At 63.8% G+C, this 18,714-nt stretch carries 17 protein-coding genes; 5 read left to right on the forward strand and 12 right to left on the reverse strand.

The genetic code is table 11. The features are described from left to right. The first annotated feature begins 20 nt into the window (after positions 1-20). Positions 21-362, forward strand: a complete 342-nt coding sequence (locus HCH03_RS03115; protein WP_080144457.1) for a winged helix-turn-helix transcriptional regulator — start codon at positions 21-23, stop codon at positions 360-362. Positions 363-469: 107 nt separating this feature from the next. On the opposite strand, the gene HCH03_RS03120 is transcribed toward HCH03_RS03115, so the two are convergent. The 3 genes from HCH03_RS03120 to HCH03_RS03130 all read right to left on the reverse strand — a co-directional run bounded on the left by HCH03_RS03120 (position 470) and on the right by HCH03_RS03130 (position 2,836). Beyond that, positions 470-1,024, reverse strand: coding sequence for a DUF3795 domain-containing protein (locus HCH03_RS03120; protein WP_185904254.1), 555 nt, complete (start codon positions 1,022-1,024; stop codon positions 470-472). A gap of 202 nt (positions 1,025-1,226) precedes the next feature. Further along, positions 1,227-1,610 carry an MmcQ/YjbR family DNA-binding protein gene (locus HCH03_RS03125; RefSeq protein ID WP_221688300.1) on the reverse strand — a complete coding sequence of 128 codons (384 nt, stop codon included), beginning with the start codon at positions 1,608-1,610 and terminating at the stop codon, positions 1,227-1,229. Further along, on the reverse strand, positions 1,607-2,836 hold the full coding sequence (locus HCH03_RS03130; protein WP_221688301.1) for a hypothetical protein: 1,230 nt from the start codon (positions 2,834-2,836) through the stop codon (positions 1,607-1,609). Before HCH03_RS03130 ends, HCH03_RS03125 begins: the two co-directional genes overlap by 4 nt. A 234-nt stretch (positions 2,837-3,070) precedes the next feature. Here HCH03_RS03130 and HCH03_RS03135 point away from each other — a divergent pair, with 234 nt between their 5' ends. Together HCH03_RS03135 and HCH03_RS03140 are read left to right on the forward strand one after the other, a co-directional pair. Continuing rightward, a complete protein-coding gene (locus tag HCH03_RS03135; RefSeq protein WP_221688302.1) occupies positions 3,071-3,748 on the forward strand; it encodes a TetR/AcrR family transcriptional regulator in 678 nt (225 codons plus the stop codon). Between the two features lie 103 nt (positions 3,749-3,851). After that, positions 3,852-5,138, forward strand: a complete 1,287-nt coding sequence (locus tag HCH03_RS03140; protein ID WP_221688303.1) for an MFS transporter — start codon at positions 3,852-3,854, stop codon at positions 5,136-5,138. Between the two features lie 181 nt (positions 5,139-5,319). Here HCH03_RS03140 and HCH03_RS03145 read toward each other — a convergent pair whose 3' ends face one another. Together HCH03_RS03145 and HCH03_RS03150 are read right to left on the reverse strand one after the other, a co-directional pair. Continuing rightward, positions 5,320-6,534, reverse strand: a complete 1,215-nt coding sequence (locus HCH03_RS03145; RefSeq protein WP_221688304.1) for a diphosphate--fructose-6-phosphate 1-phosphotransferase — start codon at positions 6,532-6,534, stop codon at positions 5,320-5,322. A gap of 156 nt (positions 6,535-6,690) precedes the next feature. Next, positions 6,691-7,449, reverse strand: a complete 759-nt coding sequence (locus HCH03_RS03150; protein ID WP_221688305.1) for a hypothetical protein — start codon at positions 7,447-7,449, stop codon at positions 6,691-6,693. Between the two features lie 1,130 nt (positions 7,450-8,579). Between HCH03_RS03150 and HCH03_RS03155 the strand changes: the two genes are divergently transcribed. Continuing rightward, the gene (locus tag HCH03_RS03155) at positions 8,580-11,009 is read left to right on the forward strand and encodes a ribonucleoside triphosphate reductase (protein WP_080144467.1); all 2,430 of its coding nucleotides are present in this window, start codon (positions 8,580-8,582) and stop codon (positions 11,007-11,009) included. A gap of 341 nt (positions 11,010-11,350) precedes the next feature. Here the strand turns inward: HCH03_RS03155 and HCH03_RS03160 are convergent, their stop codons facing one another. The 7 genes from HCH03_RS03160 to HCH03_RS16740 form a co-directional block, all read right to left on the reverse strand. Beyond that, the gene (locus tag HCH03_RS03160) at positions 11,351-11,551 is read right to left on the reverse strand and encodes a hypothetical protein (RefSeq protein ID WP_221688306.1); all 201 of its coding nucleotides are present in this window, start codon (positions 11,549-11,551) and stop codon (positions 11,351-11,353) included. A gap of 148 nt (positions 11,552-11,699) precedes the next feature. Then, the gene (locus HCH03_RS03165; protein WP_221688307.1) at positions 11,700-12,401 is read right to left on the reverse strand and encodes an anaerobic ribonucleoside-triphosphate reductase activating protein; all 702 of its coding nucleotides are present in this window, start codon (positions 12,399-12,401) and stop codon (positions 11,700-11,702) included. Between the two features lie 240 nt (positions 12,402-12,641). Then, positions 12,642-13,688 carry a hypothetical protein gene (locus HCH03_RS03170; RefSeq protein WP_221688308.1) on the reverse strand — a complete coding sequence of 349 codons (1,047 nt, stop codon included), beginning with the start codon at positions 13,686-13,688 and terminating at the stop codon, positions 12,642-12,644. Further along, positions 13,685-14,335 (reverse strand): RNA polymerase sigma factor, encoded by a 651-nt coding sequence (locus HCH03_RS03175; RefSeq protein ID WP_246599490.1) that lies wholly within the window; start codon positions 14,333-14,335, stop codon positions 13,685-13,687. The genes HCH03_RS03170 and HCH03_RS03175 overlap by 4 nt, the downstream gene beginning before the upstream one ends. 146 nt (positions 14,336-14,481) lie before the next feature. Next, complete coding sequence (locus HCH03_RS03180; RefSeq protein ID WP_221688309.1) at positions 14,482-15,555, reverse strand: hypothetical protein; 1,074 nt, start codon at positions 15,553-15,555, stop codon at positions 14,482-14,484. Continuing rightward, a complete protein-coding gene (locus tag HCH03_RS03185) occupies positions 15,485-16,366 on the reverse strand; it encodes an RNA polymerase sigma factor (RefSeq protein WP_246599491.1) in 882 nt (293 codons plus the stop codon). The genes HCH03_RS03180 and HCH03_RS03185 overlap by 71 nt, the downstream gene beginning before the upstream one ends. Positions 16,367-16,466: 100 nt before the next feature. Next, positions 16,467-17,402 carry a DMT family transporter gene (locus HCH03_RS16740; RefSeq protein ID WP_221688310.1) on the reverse strand — a complete coding sequence of 312 codons (936 nt, stop codon included), beginning with the start codon at positions 17,400-17,402 and terminating at the stop codon, positions 16,467-16,469. A gap of 318 nt (positions 17,403-17,720) precedes the next feature. On the opposite strand from HCH03_RS16740, the gene HCH03_RS03195 reads away from it, so the two are divergent. Continuing rightward, positions 17,721-18,704: a substrate-binding domain-containing protein gene (locus tag HCH03_RS03195; RefSeq protein ID WP_221688311.1), complete on the forward strand. Its 984-nt coding sequence runs from the start codon at positions 17,721-17,723 to the stop codon at positions 18,702-18,704. Positions 18,705-18,714 lie beyond the last annotated feature (10 nt).

Genomic DNA, 18,714 nt, shown 5'->3' on the forward strand with positions numbered 1-18,714 from the left:
ATAGGGAAAGGAAGCCGTGCATGAAAACCTGTCCGAGCGCCTACCATTGCCCTGTCGAAGCCACCATCGACATCGTGGGCGGCAAGCACAAGGTGCTCATCCTGTGGCATTTGAGCAAGCACGGCGTGCTGCGGTTCGGCGAGCTGCAGCGCCTTATGACGCAGGCCACGCCCAAGATGCTCACCCAGCAACTGCGCGAGCTCGAGGCCGACGGCATGGTGCATCGCGAGCTGTACCACCAGGTGCCGCCCAAAACGGAGTACTCGCTCACCGAGCGCGGGAGCAGTTTCGTGCCCATTCTCAACGAGATGTGCGCGTGGGGGAAGGACGTGCTCGCCGAGGCGGGTGCGTCGGAGTTCTAGCGCGCGGCGTTTGCTCGGTGGCGGGCGATTGCTGGCGGCGAGCCGCGGCCGTGGCGGCGAGCCAGCCGCTTCGACGACGAGCGACGCCGAAGCGTTGCCGCCGCCCGCTACGCTTTCGGCTTCTTGCGCAGCCTGAGGTCGATGCCCCGCTCGGCGGCCAAACCCTTGAGCGTGTCGGCCGCGAAGGCGGCGCGCTCCCTGAGCGGCACGGCATCGTCGACGGCCACGGGCTCGATGCGCTCCATGGCGCGCCGCACGTCGTCGAGTTCGAGCAGGTTCGCAGCCTGGCAGAACAGCGTCTTGCGACGGCCGTCGTTGCACCGGTCCAGCAACAGGGCCAGGGCCGCCGCCTTCTCCCGCTGCTCGGCGCGATAGGCGTCCAGCCCGTCGCGCTGCGCCCGTTCGAGGTTCTCCATCTGGTTGCGATGGGTGACGAACAGGTCGTACTCGCTGATGCCGTCGTAGTGGGCGCAGGGAAACTCGGCGCACTGGAAGCAGTATTCGACGCCCGGCTTTTCCCGCGCGCACCGCGCGATGGCGCAGCCTTGGTTTCCGGCGCCGCCTCCGCAGCCGGGGCAGTATCCTCCCACGCGCATCGAGCACAGCCCGCAGTTCAGCCCGCAGAGGGAGAGCAAGAGGTCGTCGCGCTCGAAGCCTTTCATGGAACCGCCTTCCGCTGTCGCACGTGTGCTCAAAAGGTGTGGGCTTTGATTATGGCAGGGCGCTCTCTGGCATGCGGGCAGGGCGATGACGCGCGTGCGGCGTTTTCGGCGCGCGGCCGCATGCGCTCGTGCTAGGAGGTCGGGGCGCTTCGGCGACGCGGGAGTCGGGCGCGCTTTCGTTGAGAGCCGTGCGCGGCGGACGCTACAGGCCGGCTATTTCCCGTTGCAGCTTCTTCGTCAACTTGGCGAACACGAGGCTGTACGAGTGGTCGCACAGCTCGCGCAGCAGGTCTTCGGGCACGGTCCCGTCCAGATCGACGGAGATCCAGCAGCGCTTGTCGGCGTAGAAGCCGGGCAGGATGTCGCCGGGCCAGTCGGCACGCAGCCGCTCGCTCCACACAGGATCGCATTTCAGCGACACCAGGTTCAGGCCCGCGTACTCGCGGTGCTGCTCGCCGGGCTGCATGGTCGCCGCGAACATCTTGCCGCCCACCTGGTAGCGCCACCATTCCCACTCCACCTTGTAGTCCTTGGTCGCGCCGGGCTTGCTCAGCAGGTATTCGTCCAGCCAATCGTGTACGGTCATGTGGGCGTTCCTTCCTCGGTTGCGTGCGTGCCGATTCCCTGCGCTTTGGCCATGCGGGCGGCGGTCTCGCACTCGGCGCGCTCGCTGAAACGGGCAGCAGCGGCGTCCATCAGCTCCCGCTCGCCTTCTATCTCGCTTGGGTAGGGGTGGCGCGTCGCCATGCGGTCGAACTCCTCGCGAACGCGTCGGGCTTCCTCCTCGTCGCCTTCGGCCAGAAGCGCCAGGGCGTGGCGCGTGCGCAGCACGGACGGGTAGTTCTTCATGGCCTTCATGAGCTTGCAGGCGTCGGCGTCCAAGATGCGCTCCGTCTCCTGCATCCCTTTCCCGGCCATGAGCTCGCAGTACGCGAGGTCGATCTTCAGCAGCGAGCGATGCAGGCCGAGCATGCCGGTCTCGCCTTCCAGCAGGTCGCAGATGGCCTCGGCGGCCTCGGTGATGCGCCCTTCGTCCAGAAACCGGCTGCAGGCGACGACGGCCACGGAGGCCACGAGGGGGTTGCGCAGCTGCTCGGGCTCGGCGGGCGCGGCGAACCACGCGGCGGGCATGTCCTTCGTCCGCACGTCGTCCGCCTGAGCCTCGCTGATCTTCAGTATGATCCAGAATGCCCGCAGCGCCTCGGGACCCTCGCCTGCCGCTCGCAGGTTCTTGCCGTCGTTGTTCACGCCGCCCACGGTGAGCGGTAGGCCGTTCGTCAACGCGAAGGCGAGCCCGATGATGGCGACGAACGCGAAGAAGGCGGTGCCGAGCCCCTTCGGCAGCAGGAAGGCCGGCACGGCGGCGGCCAGGCCGACGAGCACGTTCGCCAGCGTGCCGCCCAGGTTGTAGAGTCGGTAGGGGATGCCTCCGTTCACGAGGTCGGGCGGCGCCATAAGGCATTGCCCGCCCGTCCCTTGCACGGAGAACCGCCTAAAGCGCAGGCGACCGTCCTGCTGGATCAGCATGAGACTGCCCACGCGAAACGAGCGGAACCGATAGCCGGTGGCCAGCCCGAACACGAGGTGCCCCGCCTCGTGGACGATGATTTGCAGGAAGTAGGCCGCCACCAGAAGCACGACGAGCGCCACGATCCATGCGGCAGTGCCCAGGGGATCGGCATCGGGGCCCTCCGCGCCGCGAGTCAAGTGGCCCGCAAGGTAGCCGACTGCCGCGCCGAGCACCATGAACAGCGCGACGACCAGCGCTTTCGTCGCCAGGCCCCGCTTCTGCGCGCTTTTCTTGTCGGACACGCCCCTGCCTTTCTCGATTGCTCTCACCGAAGTACCGTCACAGTATCTCATATCGCTCACGGAATCGTCCCTTGTCCCGCGACGCTGCGTAGCGTATGATACATACCGTTAGTATGTATAGAGCGTCTTCGCCGCGCGTTGGGAGCGGGCGGCAGGTCGTCAGCCTGTGCTGCGCACCGGCTGGGGCGCTTCATCTGGATCATCCGTTTGTTCGTCTACCCGAGAGGAGGGCCCGTGGCGCGCAACAAGCATCCCGAGGAGACGGTGGGTCGCATCCTCGACGTGGCCATGCGCCTGTTCGTGGAGAAGGGGTTCGAGCACACCACCATTCAGGACATCGTCGACAACTTGAACGTGACGAAAGGCGCGGTGTACCATCACTTCAAATCGAAGGAGGACATCCTTGACGCGGCCATCGAACGCGAGAGCGCGCCGCTCATGAAGGAGCTGGTGGCCATTCGCGACGACCCGCGCATGACCGGCCTCGAGAAGATGCAGGCCTTGTTCGAGGCCTCGATGGACGGTCCGCAGCTGCCCTTGAGCGCCGAGGTGGCCGTCGAGCCCGACCCGGTGAAGAACAGCCGTTTTCTGGGTATGCAGTACCGGTCTATCATCGAGGAAGTGGCTCCGCGGTTCGTAGAGCCCATCATCTGGCAGGGGATGGAGGACGGCACCATCCGCACCGAGCATCCGCGCGAGATGGCCGAGGTCGTGCTCATACTGGCGAACCTGTGGGTAAGCCCGATGTTCCGCATGACCGATGCCGACCAGCTGCGTCGCCGCATGGACTACTACGTGGAGCTGCTGCACCTCATGGGCCTGAACGTCAAGCCCGGACGCATCACCGGCATGCTCGAGGACTTCCGCAGCGGTTACGAGCAGAAGCTGCAGGAGAGGGGAGGGCGCGCATGACCCGATGATCGCGGGTTCGCCGCGCCGCCACGCTGCTTCGAGCAGCGTCTTTTTTTGACCAAGATACATACCAACCGAAGGTATGAAAGAAAGGAATCGAACCATGGCAACCTTGTTCAACCGATCGTTCGTGTCGGTCATCATCGTGCAGATAGCGTCGCTGTTCGGCGACGCGGTGCTGCGCTTCGCCCTGCCGCTCTACGTGCTGAACGTGACGGGCTCGGCCGCGCTCATGGGGGCGGTGTCGGCGGCGGCGTGGCTGCCGTACCTGCTGCTCACGCCCATCGGCGGCGTGGCGGCCGACCGCGTGAACAAGCGGCGCATTATGGCGTCGCTCGACGTGCTGCTGGCGCTGACGTGCACGGCGTTTCTGGCGCTCGACGGCACGGTCGACCTCATCGGCATGTCCATCTGCGCGCTCATCATCTTGTACGCGGTGCAGAGCGTGTACCAGCCCACGGTGCAGGCGGCCGTGCCGTTCATGGTGCCGCGCGAGAGCGTGGTGCGGGCCACCGCCATCGTGAGCCAGATCAGCGCGCTGTCGGGCCTGGTGGGACCGGTGATCGGCGGTTTGGTGTTCGGCCTGTTCGGCATCGAGCCCGTGGTGATGGTGGCCGGCGCGGCGTTCGCGCTGTCGGCCCTGCTCATCGTGGCGTTCGTCCGCATTCCCTTCCAGCGCATCGAGCGCGAGCAGGGCATCGTTCGCACGGTGTTGGGCGATCTGGCCGAGAGCCTCGCCTTCCTGCGCCACGAGCGGCCGGTCATCCTGAAGACCATCTTCTTGGTCGCGGGCATCAACGTCACGGTGTCGGCCTTCATCATCATCGGCACGCCCGTCACCGTGACGCAGATTCTGGGGTTGCCGAACCAGTTCATGGGCTTCGCCGAAGGCGCGCTCGCGCTGGGCGGCCTGGCGGGCGGCGTGGCGGTGGGCGCGCTGGGCAACCGGCTGAGCCTGCGCAAGGCGCCGGTGTTCCTGCTGGTGGCGGCACTCTCGCTCGTGCCGGTGGCCGTGGTGCTGGGCGTGCCGATGGACGCGATGGCGGCCTACGGGGTGCTGCTGGCAAGCCTGTTCGCCAGCATGGCGTGCGCGACGATGTTCAGCATCCAAGCCATCTCGTTCATTCAGATGGAAACGCCCGCCCATCTGGTGGGGAAGGTGATCGCGCTGGCTATGTCCCTGGCGAACTGCGCGCAGCCGGTGGGACAGCTGGCGTACGGCGGCCTGTTCGACGCGCTGCGCGGCAACCTGGTTCCCGTGGCCATCGGCACCATGCTGGTGGCGTTCGTCATCGCGGGGCTCACGTACCGCGTGCTCAAGCGCGGGTTGCCGGCGGAGGAGCCTGCGGCGGCCGAGGCCTCGGCTGAAGGCGAGGTGCGGCTTCTCTAACCGGTTGGCAGCTCATCCGGTCGTCGGCCAGCCCATTGTCGCCCGAAAGCCTCGGTTCTGGGGTCGAAACCGAGTGTTTCGGGCGACAATGCGGCGGCGAGGGCGGCGTACGGCTGCGGCAAGAAGTCATCCCGCTTACGGCAGCCGTCTCGCCCTAGCGCCGTGTCCCGCCGATCGGTTGTTAGCGCCGGTTGAACGGCACGATGGTGGCGGGGATGCCGCCTTCCATGATGACGCGCGGCTCGCCCTTGATAAGCGGGCGGAAGTACTCGAGCGCTTCCGGCGCGATGCCCTGGTAGTTCGGCAGGATCCACTCGGCGGGGAAGTGCTTCACGAAGTTCGCGAATTCGCTGGCGGGCGCGGAGAAGTACTGCGCGTTGTAGAGGCCCTGCGCAGCGGCGGCCTCGTCGCGGCGCACGCCCACCACCTGGCCGGTGAACGCGGGGTCGGCGCTGCGCATGTGGGCGCTCATGCCCAGCTCCCACGCCTCGGTGCGGTCGACGATGCTCTGGGCGAAGTTGCTGGAGCGCGCCGCGCGCGACAGGTCCTGCACCACGCCGCGCGGCACGATGCCGGCGTCCACGATCATCTGCTTGAGGGCGGCCGCGGCGCCACCCAGCACGGCGTGCGCGAACCCGTCGTCGGCGGCGTTGCCGGCCGACAGGTACGCTCCATCCGCGTAATGCGCGCCCTCGGAGGTGACGATGTAGCATTTGCCCGCCTCGTCGAACTTCTTGCGCACTTCGGCCAGGAACGCCTCCTGATCGAAGTCGACCTCCGGCAGCACCAGCAGGTCCACGTCGCCGGTGACGCAGCAGCTAGCGGCGAGCCACCCCGCGTCGCGGCCCATCACCTCGAGCACGAACACCTCGGGGCGCGTGTACGCGTCGTAGTCGAGGCGCGTGGCGTGGGTGATCTCGCAGGCCACCTTCGCGGCGCTCGGGAAGCCGGGGCAGTGGTCCACGGGCACGAGGTCGTTGTCCACCGTCTTCGGAATGCCGATGAACCGTTTGCCCGGCGCGTTGTCCTGCGCCCACGAGGCCAGCGCGTCCACCGTGTCCATGGAGTCGTTGCCACCGATGTAGAACATGGTGGTTATGTCGTGCGCGTCCATTACCTCCACCAGGCGGCGGTAGTCGACGTCGTTGCCGCGCTTCAGCTTGTAGCGGCACGTGCCCAAGGCGGACGACGGCGTTTGTTGCAGCAGCTCGATGTCGTGCCCCGTGAGGTCGGTGAGGTCGTACAGCAGTCCGTCCAGCGTGCCCTCGATGCCGTACAGGCCGCCGAACACGCGGTCGTACACGGGGTTCAGCTGGTTGGCGCGCACGACGCCGGCCAAGCTGGAGTTGATGACGGCGGTGGGGCCGCCGGATTGCGCGACGAGGCAGTTTCTCATGGAGGATGCTCCTGTTCTCGAAAGGTTGTTCGATCCGTTCTCGAATTTCGCTGTCACAGTATGACGGTGCCGGGTGCGCGCGGCGAGAATTCCTCGCGTTCATCATGCTAATTCCCGTGCCCGTGCATTTTCAAGGGGCGCACGGCGGTCGATGCGCTATCGCTGGTTCTGCGTCTGGTCCGATGGATGCGGGATAGAGATGGCCTGCGGATACGCTGGCGGTGCGGTTGGCGGGTACGACGTCGGGCACGCCTGTGCGGCAGGGGCTGCTCCCGGCGAGTACGGCGGCGCGAATCCACCGGGCTGGTTTGGAGGCGTCGCGCCGAAAGGCGTTCCTGAACCAGCGGGCTCCATGCCGCCCTTCTCGCGTTTGCGACCGCGCACGAACAGGACGATCGCGTCGACGACGTCCGCGAAGAAGAACAGCTGCAAGATGATGTGCGCCACGCACTCGCCGGTGGAGATGCGCCGCTCCGCGCGTAGACCGCCCGCATAGGCGATGGCCCACAGGGAGCCTCCCATCATGGTGATCCAGCCAACCGTTAGGGCGATGGGCACGGACACCCAGCCGACCACGGCGAGCACGGGATGCAGGGAAAGCAGCAAAAGAAACATCATAATCAGCCCGCCCAGGCAGAAGAACGGGATGAGGCCCAGCTTGGCGAGCAACATCGCCCTGCGCGAGAAGGCGAGATGACCATCGGCTTTCCTGGCGTACAGGATGATGCATTGGACGACGCTGGCCACGAACGCCGCGAGCACGCAGAAGCTTAGCACGGCGAAGCCCGCGTCGAACATGCCGGTCGAGTCGGGGTCGAACGTCGATGCCAGACCCGCCAGCACCAAGAACCCGTCCAACGACGCGACGTAGGCGATGGGTGCGATCCAGCGCAGCGGATGTCGGGTGCTTTCCATGGCGGCTCCTGTCAGACAATGCTTGGACGCTGTGCCCCATCGGCTCAGTCGGACGTCGCGTTCCATCATAGTCTGCCGAGGGCGCTGGGGCAAACTCTGCCGCGCGTGCACGGGCGAACGAGCGCATGCGGAAAGCCTCCTCGCTATCCGGGATATAAGGAGACCCCGCTCCTTTTTCTGAAGGGCAAACGTGCCCTTGCCCTCCGCTGCTAAACCGGCATTGACATTACGCAGGCCAGCGCGTTGTCATCCTGAGCGAGCGAAGCGAGTCGAAGGATCCCGTGCGGTGCCAACCGGAGGTGCTTTCGGCTGCCGCCGCACGGGATCCTTCGACTCCGGCGGCTTATTCGACTCCGGCGGCTCGCGCCGCCCATCGCTTCGCGATGCCTCCCTGCGCCCGCTCCGCGTGCTCGGGAGTGCAACAAGTCCACTGGACTGTTGCATGCTCAGGATGACAATCTGGACGGCGCATGTCAGTGGCGGTTGAACGGCGGATCTTGTCCTGAAAGCACGAAAATGCGAGCAATGTTGCGTTTCGAAAGCCCGCATTTGCGTTCGTGTCCAAGGGCTTCGTAAATTGCCTGCTCAGGGCATCTACTTGCTTGCGAGGCGGATGGGGCGGGCGCCTTTATCGATCTCGATCGCAACATTGCTCCCATTTTCGTGCTTTTTGGGCGGTTCGAAGTTGCTTCAAGCGTTTCGCGGCTGCTCGCGTTCGGCGCTCTGCGCAGCGTCTTCCTCCACCAAGCCTGCGGCCGCCAGTATGGCTGCCTTCGGGTTCAAACGCGCTTTCCCGTCTGCCGAAATCCATAAGAAACGGATAGCCGCAGATGGTCTTTTCCGGGCTTCCATATTGTGCGTGGACAACGGTTTGTTCTATTCTCGCAGGTCGCCTTTCGTAACGGCAACGCACGGTCGACGGCAAAACCCCAGATGGCGAAAAACTACCACATGTTGTTGTTCATTGTGTTTTCATCTTCAACATATGGGTGACATGCATTGACGAGGACCCGGAGCGCTGGTAGGGTGGAACCACCGCCCGGCGGCGAGGGACAGTAGGCCCGCCGGCTCCGAGGACGCCCCGCTGCGGGCGCGCTGAGCGAAACAACACACTGCACAAAGGAGACCGTATGTATCAGGTTCAGAAGCGCGACGGCAAGATCGCGGAATTCGACATCGCCAAGATCTCGTCCGCCATCGCCAAAGCATTCGACGCGTTGGAGAAGCAGTACCATCCTTCCACGATCGACCTTCTGGCCCTGAACGTGACCGCGCACTTCGAGCCCCGTATCAAAGACGGCATCATCAGCGTCGAGGACGTGCAGGACAGCGTCGAGGAAGTGCTCTCCACGGCCGGGTATGCCGACGTGGCGAAGTCCTACATCCTCTACCGTCGCCAGCGCGAGAAGGTGCGCAACGCCAAGGCCACGCTGCTCGACTACAAGGACCTCGTCGACCAGTACGTCAAGGTGGAGGACTGGCGCGTGAAGGAGAACTCCACGGTCACGTACTCCGTGGGCGGCCTCATCCTGTCGAACTCCGGCGCCATCACGGCGAACTACTGGCTGTCTGAGATCTACGACGACGAGGTGGCCAACGCCCACCGCAACGCCGACATCCACCTGCACGACCTGTCCATGCTCACGGGCTACTGTGCGGGCTGGTCGCTCAAGCAGCTCATCCAGGAGGGCCTGGGCGGCGTGCCCGGCAAGATCACGTCGAAGCCGGCCAGCCACCTGTCCAGCCTGTGCAACCAGATGGTGAACTTCCTGGGCATCATGCAGAACGAATGGGCCGGTGCCCAGGCGTTCAGCAGCTTCGACACCTACCTCGCCCCGTTCGTGAAGGTGGACGACCTCACGTACGAGGAGACGAAGCAGTGCATCGAGTCGTTCGTGTTCGGCGTGAACACCCCGTCGCGCTGGGGCACGCAGGCTCCGTTCAGCAACATCACGCTCGACTGGGTGTGCCCAGCCGACCTGCGCGACCAGCCGGCCATCGTGGGCGGGCGCGAGATGGGCTTCACCTACGGCGACTGCACGCGCGAGATGGACATGGTGAACAAGGCGTTCATCGAGATCATGATCGAGGGCGACGCGAACGGCCGCGGGTTCCAGTACCCCATTCCCACGTACTCCATCACGCGCGACTTCGACTGGAGCGACACCGAGAACAACCGCCTGCTGTTCGAGATGACCTCGAAATACGGCACGCCCTACTTCTCCAACTACATCAACTCCGACATGGAGCCGTCCGACGTGCGCTCCATGTGCTGCCGCCTGCGCCTCGACCTGCGCGAGCTGCGCAAGAAGTCGGGCGGGTTCTTCGGCTCGGGCGAGTCCACGGGCTCTATCGGCGTCGTGACCATCAACATGCCGCGCATCGCGTACCAAGCGGTGGACGAGGCCGACTTCTACCGCCGCCTCAACCACCTCATGGACGTGTCCGCGCGCTCGCTGCACACGAAGCGCGAGGTCATCACGCGCCTGCTGGACGCCGGCCTCTACCCGTACACGAAGCGTTACCTGGGCACGTTCGAGAACCACTTCAGCACCATCGGCCTGGTGGGCATGAACGAGGCGTGCTTGAACGCCCGCTGGCTGCGCGCCGATATGACGCAGGAGGCCGCGCAGGCGTTCACGAAGGACGTGCTGAACCACATGCGCGAGCGTCTGGCCGACTACCAAGAGGAGTACGGCGACCTGTACAACTTGGAGGCCACCCCGGCCGAGAGCACCACGTACCGCTTCGCCAAGCACGACAAGGAGCAGTTCCCCGACATCGTCACCGCCAACGACCAGGGTTCGCCGTACTACACGAACTCGTCGCACCTGCCGGTGAGCTACACCGACGACATCTTCAGCGCGCTCGATGTGCAAGACGAGCTGCAGACGCTGTACACGTCCGGCACGGTGTTCCACGCGTTCCTGGGCGAGAAGCTGCCCGACTGGCAGAGCACGGCCACGCTGGTGCGCAAGATCGCCGAAAACTACAAGCTGCCGTATTACACCATGTCGCCCACGTATTCCGTGTGCAAGAACCACGGCTACATCGCCGGCGAGGTGTACGAGTGCCCGTGCTGCCACGAGGAAACGGAAGTGTACTCGCGCATCACCGGCTACTACCGTCCCGTGAAGAACTGGAACGACGGCAAGTCGCAGGAGTTCGCCGACCGCGTGGAGTACGACTTGGGGCATTCGCATCTGACGCGCGAGGGCGTGCAGGTGACGGCCGCCGCTGAGCAGGCCGGGCAGGCGGGTTCGCACGTGACGGTGCCCGAGGAGATCGCCCCCGATCACAGCACGCTGCCGGCGGGCCTGTACCTGGTGGCTACCCGTACCTGCCCGAACTGCAAGCATGCCGCCGCCCAGATGGACGAGGCCGGCATCGCCTACGAGGAGCTGTTGGCCGAGGAGAACGTGGAGCTGGCCCAGCGCTACCGCATCATGCAGGCCCCCACGATGCTCGAGGTGGGTGCCGACGGCTCTGTGGCCATCACCGGCGGCGCGGCTCCGGTTTTCCAGCGCATCAACGAAATGAAGATGCAGGTGGTTGCTTAGCTCCCGACGCTTGCGTCGGATTAACGAGAGGGCGCGCGGCGAACACAATCGCACCCCATTGCCAGCATACTGACAGCTAGCGCCCATAAAGAGCAGGGCCGGATTCGAAAGAGTCCGGCCCTGTTTGCGTAGGGCAATTCGGAGCACAGCGTGTTCCGAATTGCACGATTTGCGACTCGCGGTGCCTCGAATTCGGCCCTCGATGCGTGCCGAATTCGCACCTCCGTGGGGGGGGGCCTGCTGGTCATCCGCGCGATGGTTGTTCCCGGAAAAATGCGAATTGCAGGAAGGTCAAGTTGTTTGTTGACGTGAAAGGAAGGGCTGGAGGCGCTAAGGAAGCGCTATCGGTTCCTTCCGGACCGCTCGGTGCCGACGCCTTTGTTATCCAAAAGCGAAAAAGCTTCCTCGGCAGGTGTTTCTGCTTCAAAAAGGCGTTTGTGCATGATCACATCTAAGAATAATAAAAGCTGTAGCCCTTTCAACTGGTGTTTTATAAAATGACTATAACACTTATACATAAATACTTCGAAATAGTCGTTCACAAACGCCCTTTTGAAGCAACATTGGCAGATGTTGCTTCAAAACCAAGGATTGCACGGGCCTGTTTCTGTCCGCGCTGCGCAAATCGCCGTCAAGCGGCCGTGCGTCTGGTTTCAATCCTGGTTTGATACCTGGCTGAAACTCGACTGCTCAGACGCCGCGCAGGTGGGTGTTGGGGACGGCTTGGCGTAGTTCGGGGAGGAGGGTTTCGAGCTCGTCGGGGGCGTAGGGATGCAGGATGCCCGTTCCGGCGAGCACGGTGTCGGTGTCGACGAAGCTTTGCAGGTGCCAGGCGCTTGCGCCGGCTATCCAGTGGGAAAGGGCCACAAGATCGGCGAGCGTATGCAGTTCGCGCACGACGGTGGTACGGAACTCGTAGGGCACGACGTCCGACAGCAAGTAGCTGATCGAATCGCTGATGGGGGCTATGTCGAAGCCGGGCACGCCGACGGTTTCTGCATAGCGTTCGGGTGCGTTCTTCACGTCCATGGCCACGTAGTCCACGAGTTCCGCTTCCACGAGCGCCCGCAGCACCTCGGGGAAGCTGCCGTTCGTGTCCAGCTTCACGCTGAAACCTGCGTGCTTGATGCGTGCGCAGAAGTCGGCGAGATCCGGCTGGAGCAGCGGTTCGCCACCGGTGATGCACACGCCATCGAGCAGGCCATGCCGCTTGTCCAAGAATGCGAAGAACTCCTCGACCGCTGTGTCGCCGGACGTGTCGTTCGGATCCAGCACGAGCGCGGCGTTGTGGCAGAATGGGCAACGGAAGTTGCAGCCCGGAAGAAACACGGTGGCCGCCGTATGCTCGGGATAGTCGAGCAACGTCAGCTTCTGCAATCCGGCTATTCTCATGAGGCGGCTCCTTGGATGTGCGGTGGGAGCCCGACGTGCCGCCGGGCTCCCGTCATCATAAGCTGCGAGCGCTCATTCCGCAAACGCATGCATCTCCCCGGTGGAACGTAGGAACGGCCTGCTGGCCGCACGGCGCAGCAAGTCGCGGCGGCTGAAAACAATGCAGCGAGCGCACGGTGCGCTCGCTGCAATATATCGTGTTGTCGAACGTTTCGGCACCTGTCAGCCAGTAGGCTGTCTCTACGAGAGCTCCGTGATCGTGAAAAGCGGAGTGGCTAAAGCAGGGTCGTTTTCGTCATGATCCGGCGTGAACGAAACGTCCAAAAATGTTTTACATTTTTGTTCGAAGTCCTCTACAGGAGCAATGCGGTAGTTCTTGGTGGCGGTGGTCCCGTCGGTGAACGTAGCCGTGACGGACAAGGTTGCATTTGCAAGCTTTTGAGCGGCTTCGGTCACTTTTGAAGCGAACCACGTGTTGTTGTCGATCTTTCCACTCATCAAGTCGCCACCATAGTAGGCATTGTTTAGCTCTGTGGACTCGACAAACAGCTCATTCAATTGGTCCTGCAGGACTGCGGCTGCATCAGGGTCTTCGGTGGCTTCAAGCTGGCGGTGGAGGTCGCTTATCTGCTGCTTGTTTTCCATTATTGCCGGGTCGGCCGTGTTGACGAGTATCTCTCGACGAAGACCCTCGGGATTTTGGTCATCATAATCGACTTCAAACTGGGCGGGCGTGTCCATTACGGGGTGCGATGCGTCTTGAGATATATCAAAGCCCATAAACCTCACGTCGTCACCTTCGATGGCGTATGAAAGATGCTTGATGCTTTCGCCGGCGCAGGTCAGGTTCATGGCGAAACGGATGTCGAAGCCGCCGTTGCCAGCAAGGCTGATGCCCGATTCGTCGGTAGAAAGAGCGATGCTCTGCCCGGGTTCAGCCGCTTCGGCCACTGCGAGGCCGAACGGATTGGCGAAGGATGGCGATAGCGTTGTATCTGTGCCGTCATTGTTGTTGGACGATAGGGCGAGGGGGCTCAAAGCTAAGGCACCAGCTCCCAAAGCCAAAACGGCGCAAGCGGCGATGGCAAAACCCTTGACGCGGGTGCGTTTGACGGAAAAAACAGGTGCGGCTGCGGGACGGCCGGGTTTCGCGCTGCGAGTTGCATTTGCCGAAGCGCTCGCTGCCGATTGCGCGCGCGCCTGTTCGAGCACTTGTTCGGGCAGGTGGGCGGGTGCGTGGGTGTCGTTCATCATGGATTGGTAGCGGTTCAGGGGATCTTCGTTCATGAAAGGCCTCCTTTCGAAGGGAGGATGGAGGGAATCGGTTGGGGTTGGTCCGCGCAGCGCAAGACGCTGATGTTGGGCGGACGAGGCTTGGCCGGCGTGTCGGGTCGTCCGGTCGTTTCAGGCTCGGTTTGCAACCCTTCCTTGGGCGTATCGCCTTCCAGCAGCTCTTTAATGCGGGCTCGGGCGCGGAACAACCAGGTTCTGGTCGTCGCGGGCCGGCAGTCGAGCGCGCGTGCGATCTCGTCGGTGGAATACCCTTCCACATAGTGCAGGTGCACAGCCGTGCGCTGCTGCTCGGGCAGCTGGCCCACGGCGTCCCATACGGCAGCGTCCTCGTCGTCGCGCGCGGGAGTGTCGGGTGCATCCCATTCGGGGTCGAGGGCGACGGTGCGATGCTTCCAGCCCGATCGAGCCAGGTCGCGACACCGATTCACGGTCACGCGCAGCAGCCATGCCTTCACGTGCTCGGGGCTCTCGAACGTCGTGGCGTCGCTGTGCAACTTCAGGAACACGTCCTGGTACACGTCTTCCGCATCGGCGCGCGATCGCGTTTGGCTGAGTGCCAGCCGGTACACCGCGTCGCCCCAATCGGCCATAGCCTGCCTGAGAAACGCCTCCGCGTCCGTTCGGTCTTCGTGGTTCGGCATGTTTTCACCTCCTTGAAGAAGCATACGATTCAGAAAGCCCGCATGTTTCGGAGGATGGAAAAGAGTGCGAAAAAGAACGCCGCGCCTTTGAGGCAAAGGCGCGGTAAATGCGAGGGGCTAGAAATGCGAACCGCAGCCGATGGCTCTTACGACAGTTCGGAGATGGCGAACAAACTTGGCTGCTCCGGGCGGTCTTTCTGATGCGCGTTGAGCGCTTCGACATCATCGCTGCTTGTTGGCTCGTGGGTTATTGCCCACTGGTAGCACGCTTCCCGGTAGTCCGCCATCTGTTGCTCGAAGCCGGATATCGGCTCTATGGAATAGGACTTCGTCTGAGTCGATCCGTCGGTAAACGTTGCTGTGAGCTCAATGCGACAGCTGGCAAGAGCAAGCGCAGCTTTTATGTCGATGGCTGTGCTGTACTCGTAGAACAGATGGCGATTCGCCTCGCCCGACTGCAGGCGGTGAAACGCATCTGCGGCTTCCTCGGGAACGGGAAACCCGAGGTAGATACTCACCGTCCTGTCATTTTGAACACTGCGCTGATCGTTGTAGTCGAGGATAACCGAGTCGGTATAGTGAAAAACTGAATCATTGCCGGAATCGATCTCTTCCTGCGTTGAGGGGCGTGATGCCTTTTCATTGTCTATGGTCTCGAAATAGGCGTGGTCTCCTTTTATCGCGTAGGTGATCGACTCGATGTTTTGACCGGTGCAGGCGAGGTTTAAGCCGTACTTGTACCCGGCCCACTCGTCGTACTTCCAGAATTGCTGGGTTTCCGGATCGTAATATGCGCCGCTGTAACCGCCCCATCCGAAATCAGGTGAATTGAGCACAATCGTTTCGCCTGCGGTGCCTTCTGGGTGTTCCGAAGCGTAGGCTGAGAGTGCGAACGAATTACCGGAACCTTGCGAACTCATACCGAAAAAGGGGAGTTCCGGCCAGGTGGCGACACCGCTCGCGAACGCGGTTCCCGCAATGAGAACCGCAAAGCAGGCCGCTACGGCGAATATCTTCGGCAAAGGACGTTTGGGGCGTGGCGTGGGTTTATCGTGCGTTCGCACAGATGCGGAAAACGCCTTATCGTATGCGGATTCTTCCGCCCCGCCTGCCGCACGGCGTTCGGCGGCCGCTTTCTTCATCACGTCGTCAAGCAGGCGGTCGGACGCTCTCACCTCCTGCATCTTCGTAGCGTAGTCGTTGAAGGGATCGTTGCTCATGGTCGGCCTCCTTTCCTGAAGGCGTGGTTTCGTTGGTTGCGGAGCGTGGGGATGCTGGCTGGTCGTCGGCGGCCGCGCTGCGCGCGGACCGTCCGGCCAACTCCCCGGTTTCGAGGGCGGCCCTCATGTGCTTGCGGGCGCGGTGCAGGCGCGTGCGCGCGGTCGAAGGGCGACAACCTACGAGGCCGGCCACCTCGTCGGTGGAGTAGCCCTCCACGTAATGCAGGTGCACCACGGCGCGCAGGTCGGGAGGGAGCGCGCCGATGGCGTCCCATACTTCGGAGCCGAGCAGATTGGGCGCTTCGATGGCCGTGTGGCGTTCCGCCAAAGGCTCGTTGCGGCGCTTCCAACCCGATCGGCCGATATCGCGGCAGCGGTTGACGGTCACGCGCAGCAGCCACGCCTTCAAATGCTCGTCGTCGTTGAATGTCGTGCGATCCTTCAACAAGCGGATGAACACGTCTTGGAACACGTCCTCGGCGTCGGAGGCGTCGCGCAGCTGGCTCAAGGCCAGGCGCAGCACCATGTCGCCCCAACGGCGCATGGCGCGCTCGAGGAACGCGTCGGAGCGCAGGTCCGCGGCGGCCGAGTTCGCGGCGGACGGCAGGGCGGCCGTTCGTTGAAGCGCGGGCTCGGGCGCAGGTAGGACCCAGGGTGCGGGTGCTGGTGCAGGCGCGACTTCAGGAACGAGCGTTCCCCCTGGCGCCGCTGCGGCCTCGGGTGCCGCTGCGGCCCCGCGCGCGAATGCAACTTCGGGTGTCGTTGCATCCGCCATTCCGGACGCGCGGACGGACGGTATATGTTCGGGCATTGGTTTCACCTCCTCGACCATAACACGAACGAGGACGTGCGATTGTTCGCGATGGGCGAACCGGGTTCACGGGACGGGTTCGCACGACGGGTAGGCCGCGCTACGAAAGCTCCCCTTCGGCTTCCGCAGGCTCGCCGTGTCCCTGCCCGTTCTTTCGTTCGCGGCGTTCCGCCCTACCTGGCAGCGTCACCACGAAGATCGACGCGACGACGAGCACGCAGCCGATCCCCTGCAGAGCCGTAAGCGTCTCGCCCAGCACGAGATAGGCGAAAAGCAGCGAGAACGGCGTTTCCGACGTGCCTACGAGCGACGCCTTGGTCGCGCCGATGATCTTGATGGAAATAAGCAGCAATGCCACGGGAATGACGGTGTTGAACAGCGCCATGGCCGCGCCCAGCCCCAGCTGCGTAGGCGTCAGTTCGAACATGGTGGGAAACGTCGTGGGAAACGACACGGCCAGCACCGCCAGGCTCACGGCCGTGAGCGAGAACGTGATGGTGAACGTGCCGTCCTTCTTCACGACCTTCTGCCCGAGCACCGAGTAGACGGCGAACGTCAAGCAGGCTCCCACGCCGTACAACACGCCGAGCGGGGACAACTGCAGGTCGGACCCCGGCAGCACGCCCGATATGAGCACCACACCGGCCATGGCCAGCACGAGCGCGGCCACGATCCGCTTCGTAAGGCGTTCGCGAAACACGAGCGTTCCCATAAGCGCCACGACGGCGGGGTACGCGTAGAGGATGACGGTGGCAAGCCCGGCGGTGATCTCGTTCACCGCCATGAAGTACAAAAGCGCGCTGCCCACGAAGAACACGCCCTGCACGTACACGAGCGGCTGCCGGCTGAACAGCGGTTGTCGTCGCCATACGACAAGGAAGGCGCCCAGCAGGAGGAACGTCAGGCTGAAGCGCAGCACCATGACCTGCGGCGGTTCGAGTCCCGTGCCGAACAGGTACTTGCCGATGACTCCCATCGTCGAGTAGAGGATCGCCTGGATCACGGCGAGCGCGTATCCGACTGCCTGCGAGCGCACCGAGCCTCCTTCTTACACCGATAGGGATTATTCCGTAGTATGCACCCTCCGTTCGATCCCATCAAGCGCCCATGCCGCCCGAGCCGTCGATCGTCTGACGCGGGGTGCCGCCCGCGCCCTGGCGGATGCCCGAGCGCTGCGAAGGGCCTTCGCGCTCTGCTCAAGACGGCGGGGAGGGGGCTCCGCGCTCCGCTCCGTCGCATCCCGCGTGCGAAAACAACGTAATCGCACGTGGAGCGGTTGCGCGACGCCGTCCCGTCCTCTATATTATCCCTATCAATATCTATTTCTATATGGATATATTCGAAGGGAAGGCCCGTGCCCAGCAACGACGCTCTGACCGCCGACGAGGTTGCCGGCATCCTCCAAGTGAGCAAGAACACCGTTTACAACCTGGTCAAACGCGACGAACTCGCGTCGTACCACATCGGGCGCAAAATGCGCTTCACCATGGGCGACGTCGGGAACTACATCGCGCGCTCGAAGCGCACGGCGCCCACGGTGGGAAGGCGGTCCGCCGTTAAGCCTCGTCGCGCGGATTCCTCGCGCGCCGTGTCGAAGCCGGTGGAAGTTGCCGGTTCGCTACGCCCTTCGCCTGCGCCGTCGGGCGAGTACGTCATCGCGGGCAACGACGTCATCGGCGACGTGATCGCGAACTACCTGGGAGCCACGGACTCCCCGGTCAACCGCGTGTACGAGGGCAGCTACGCGGCGTTGGTGGATCTCTACCTCGGTCGGGCGCACGCGGCGCTCGTCCATCTGTACGACGGGGCCACGCGCTCCTACAACGTGGAGGCGGTTTCACGGCTCATGCCGGGCCTGCCGGTGAAGCTGGTGCGCCTCGTGGGGCGCCGCCAAGGGCTCATCGTCGCGCGCGGCAATCCCAAAAACCTGCGCACGTGGGAAGACCTGCTGCGTCCCGGCGTGCGCCTGGTGAACCGCGAGCGCGGCTGCGGGTCGCGCATCCTGCTGGACGAGGCCCTTTCAAGCTTGGGAGCCGACCGCTCGAAGCTTGCGGGATACGACCGCGAGGCGAACTCCGCTCTGTCCATGGCCTCGTTCGTCGCCCGCGGCGCCGCCGACGTGGGCATCGGGGCGGAGCGGGTGTTCCATCAGGTGGAAGGCGTCGACTTCCTGCCGTTACAGGACGAATGGCTCGACATCGCCCTCGCGAAGGGCCCCGCCGAGCGCGTCGCAGGCACGGTGGCGAAGCTCGCGCGCACGCGCCCGTTTCGCGAGGAGATAGCCACCATCGTGGGCTACGACGTGTCACGTATGGGCGAGGTCGTGCACGAACGCTGAAAAACTGGCA

The sequence above is a fragment of the Gordonibacter massiliensis (ex Traore et al. 2017) genome (assembly GCF_019731765.1).
Lineage (GTDB): Bacteria > Actinomycetota > Coriobacteriia > Coriobacteriales > Eggerthellaceae > Gordonibacter > Gordonibacter massiliensis.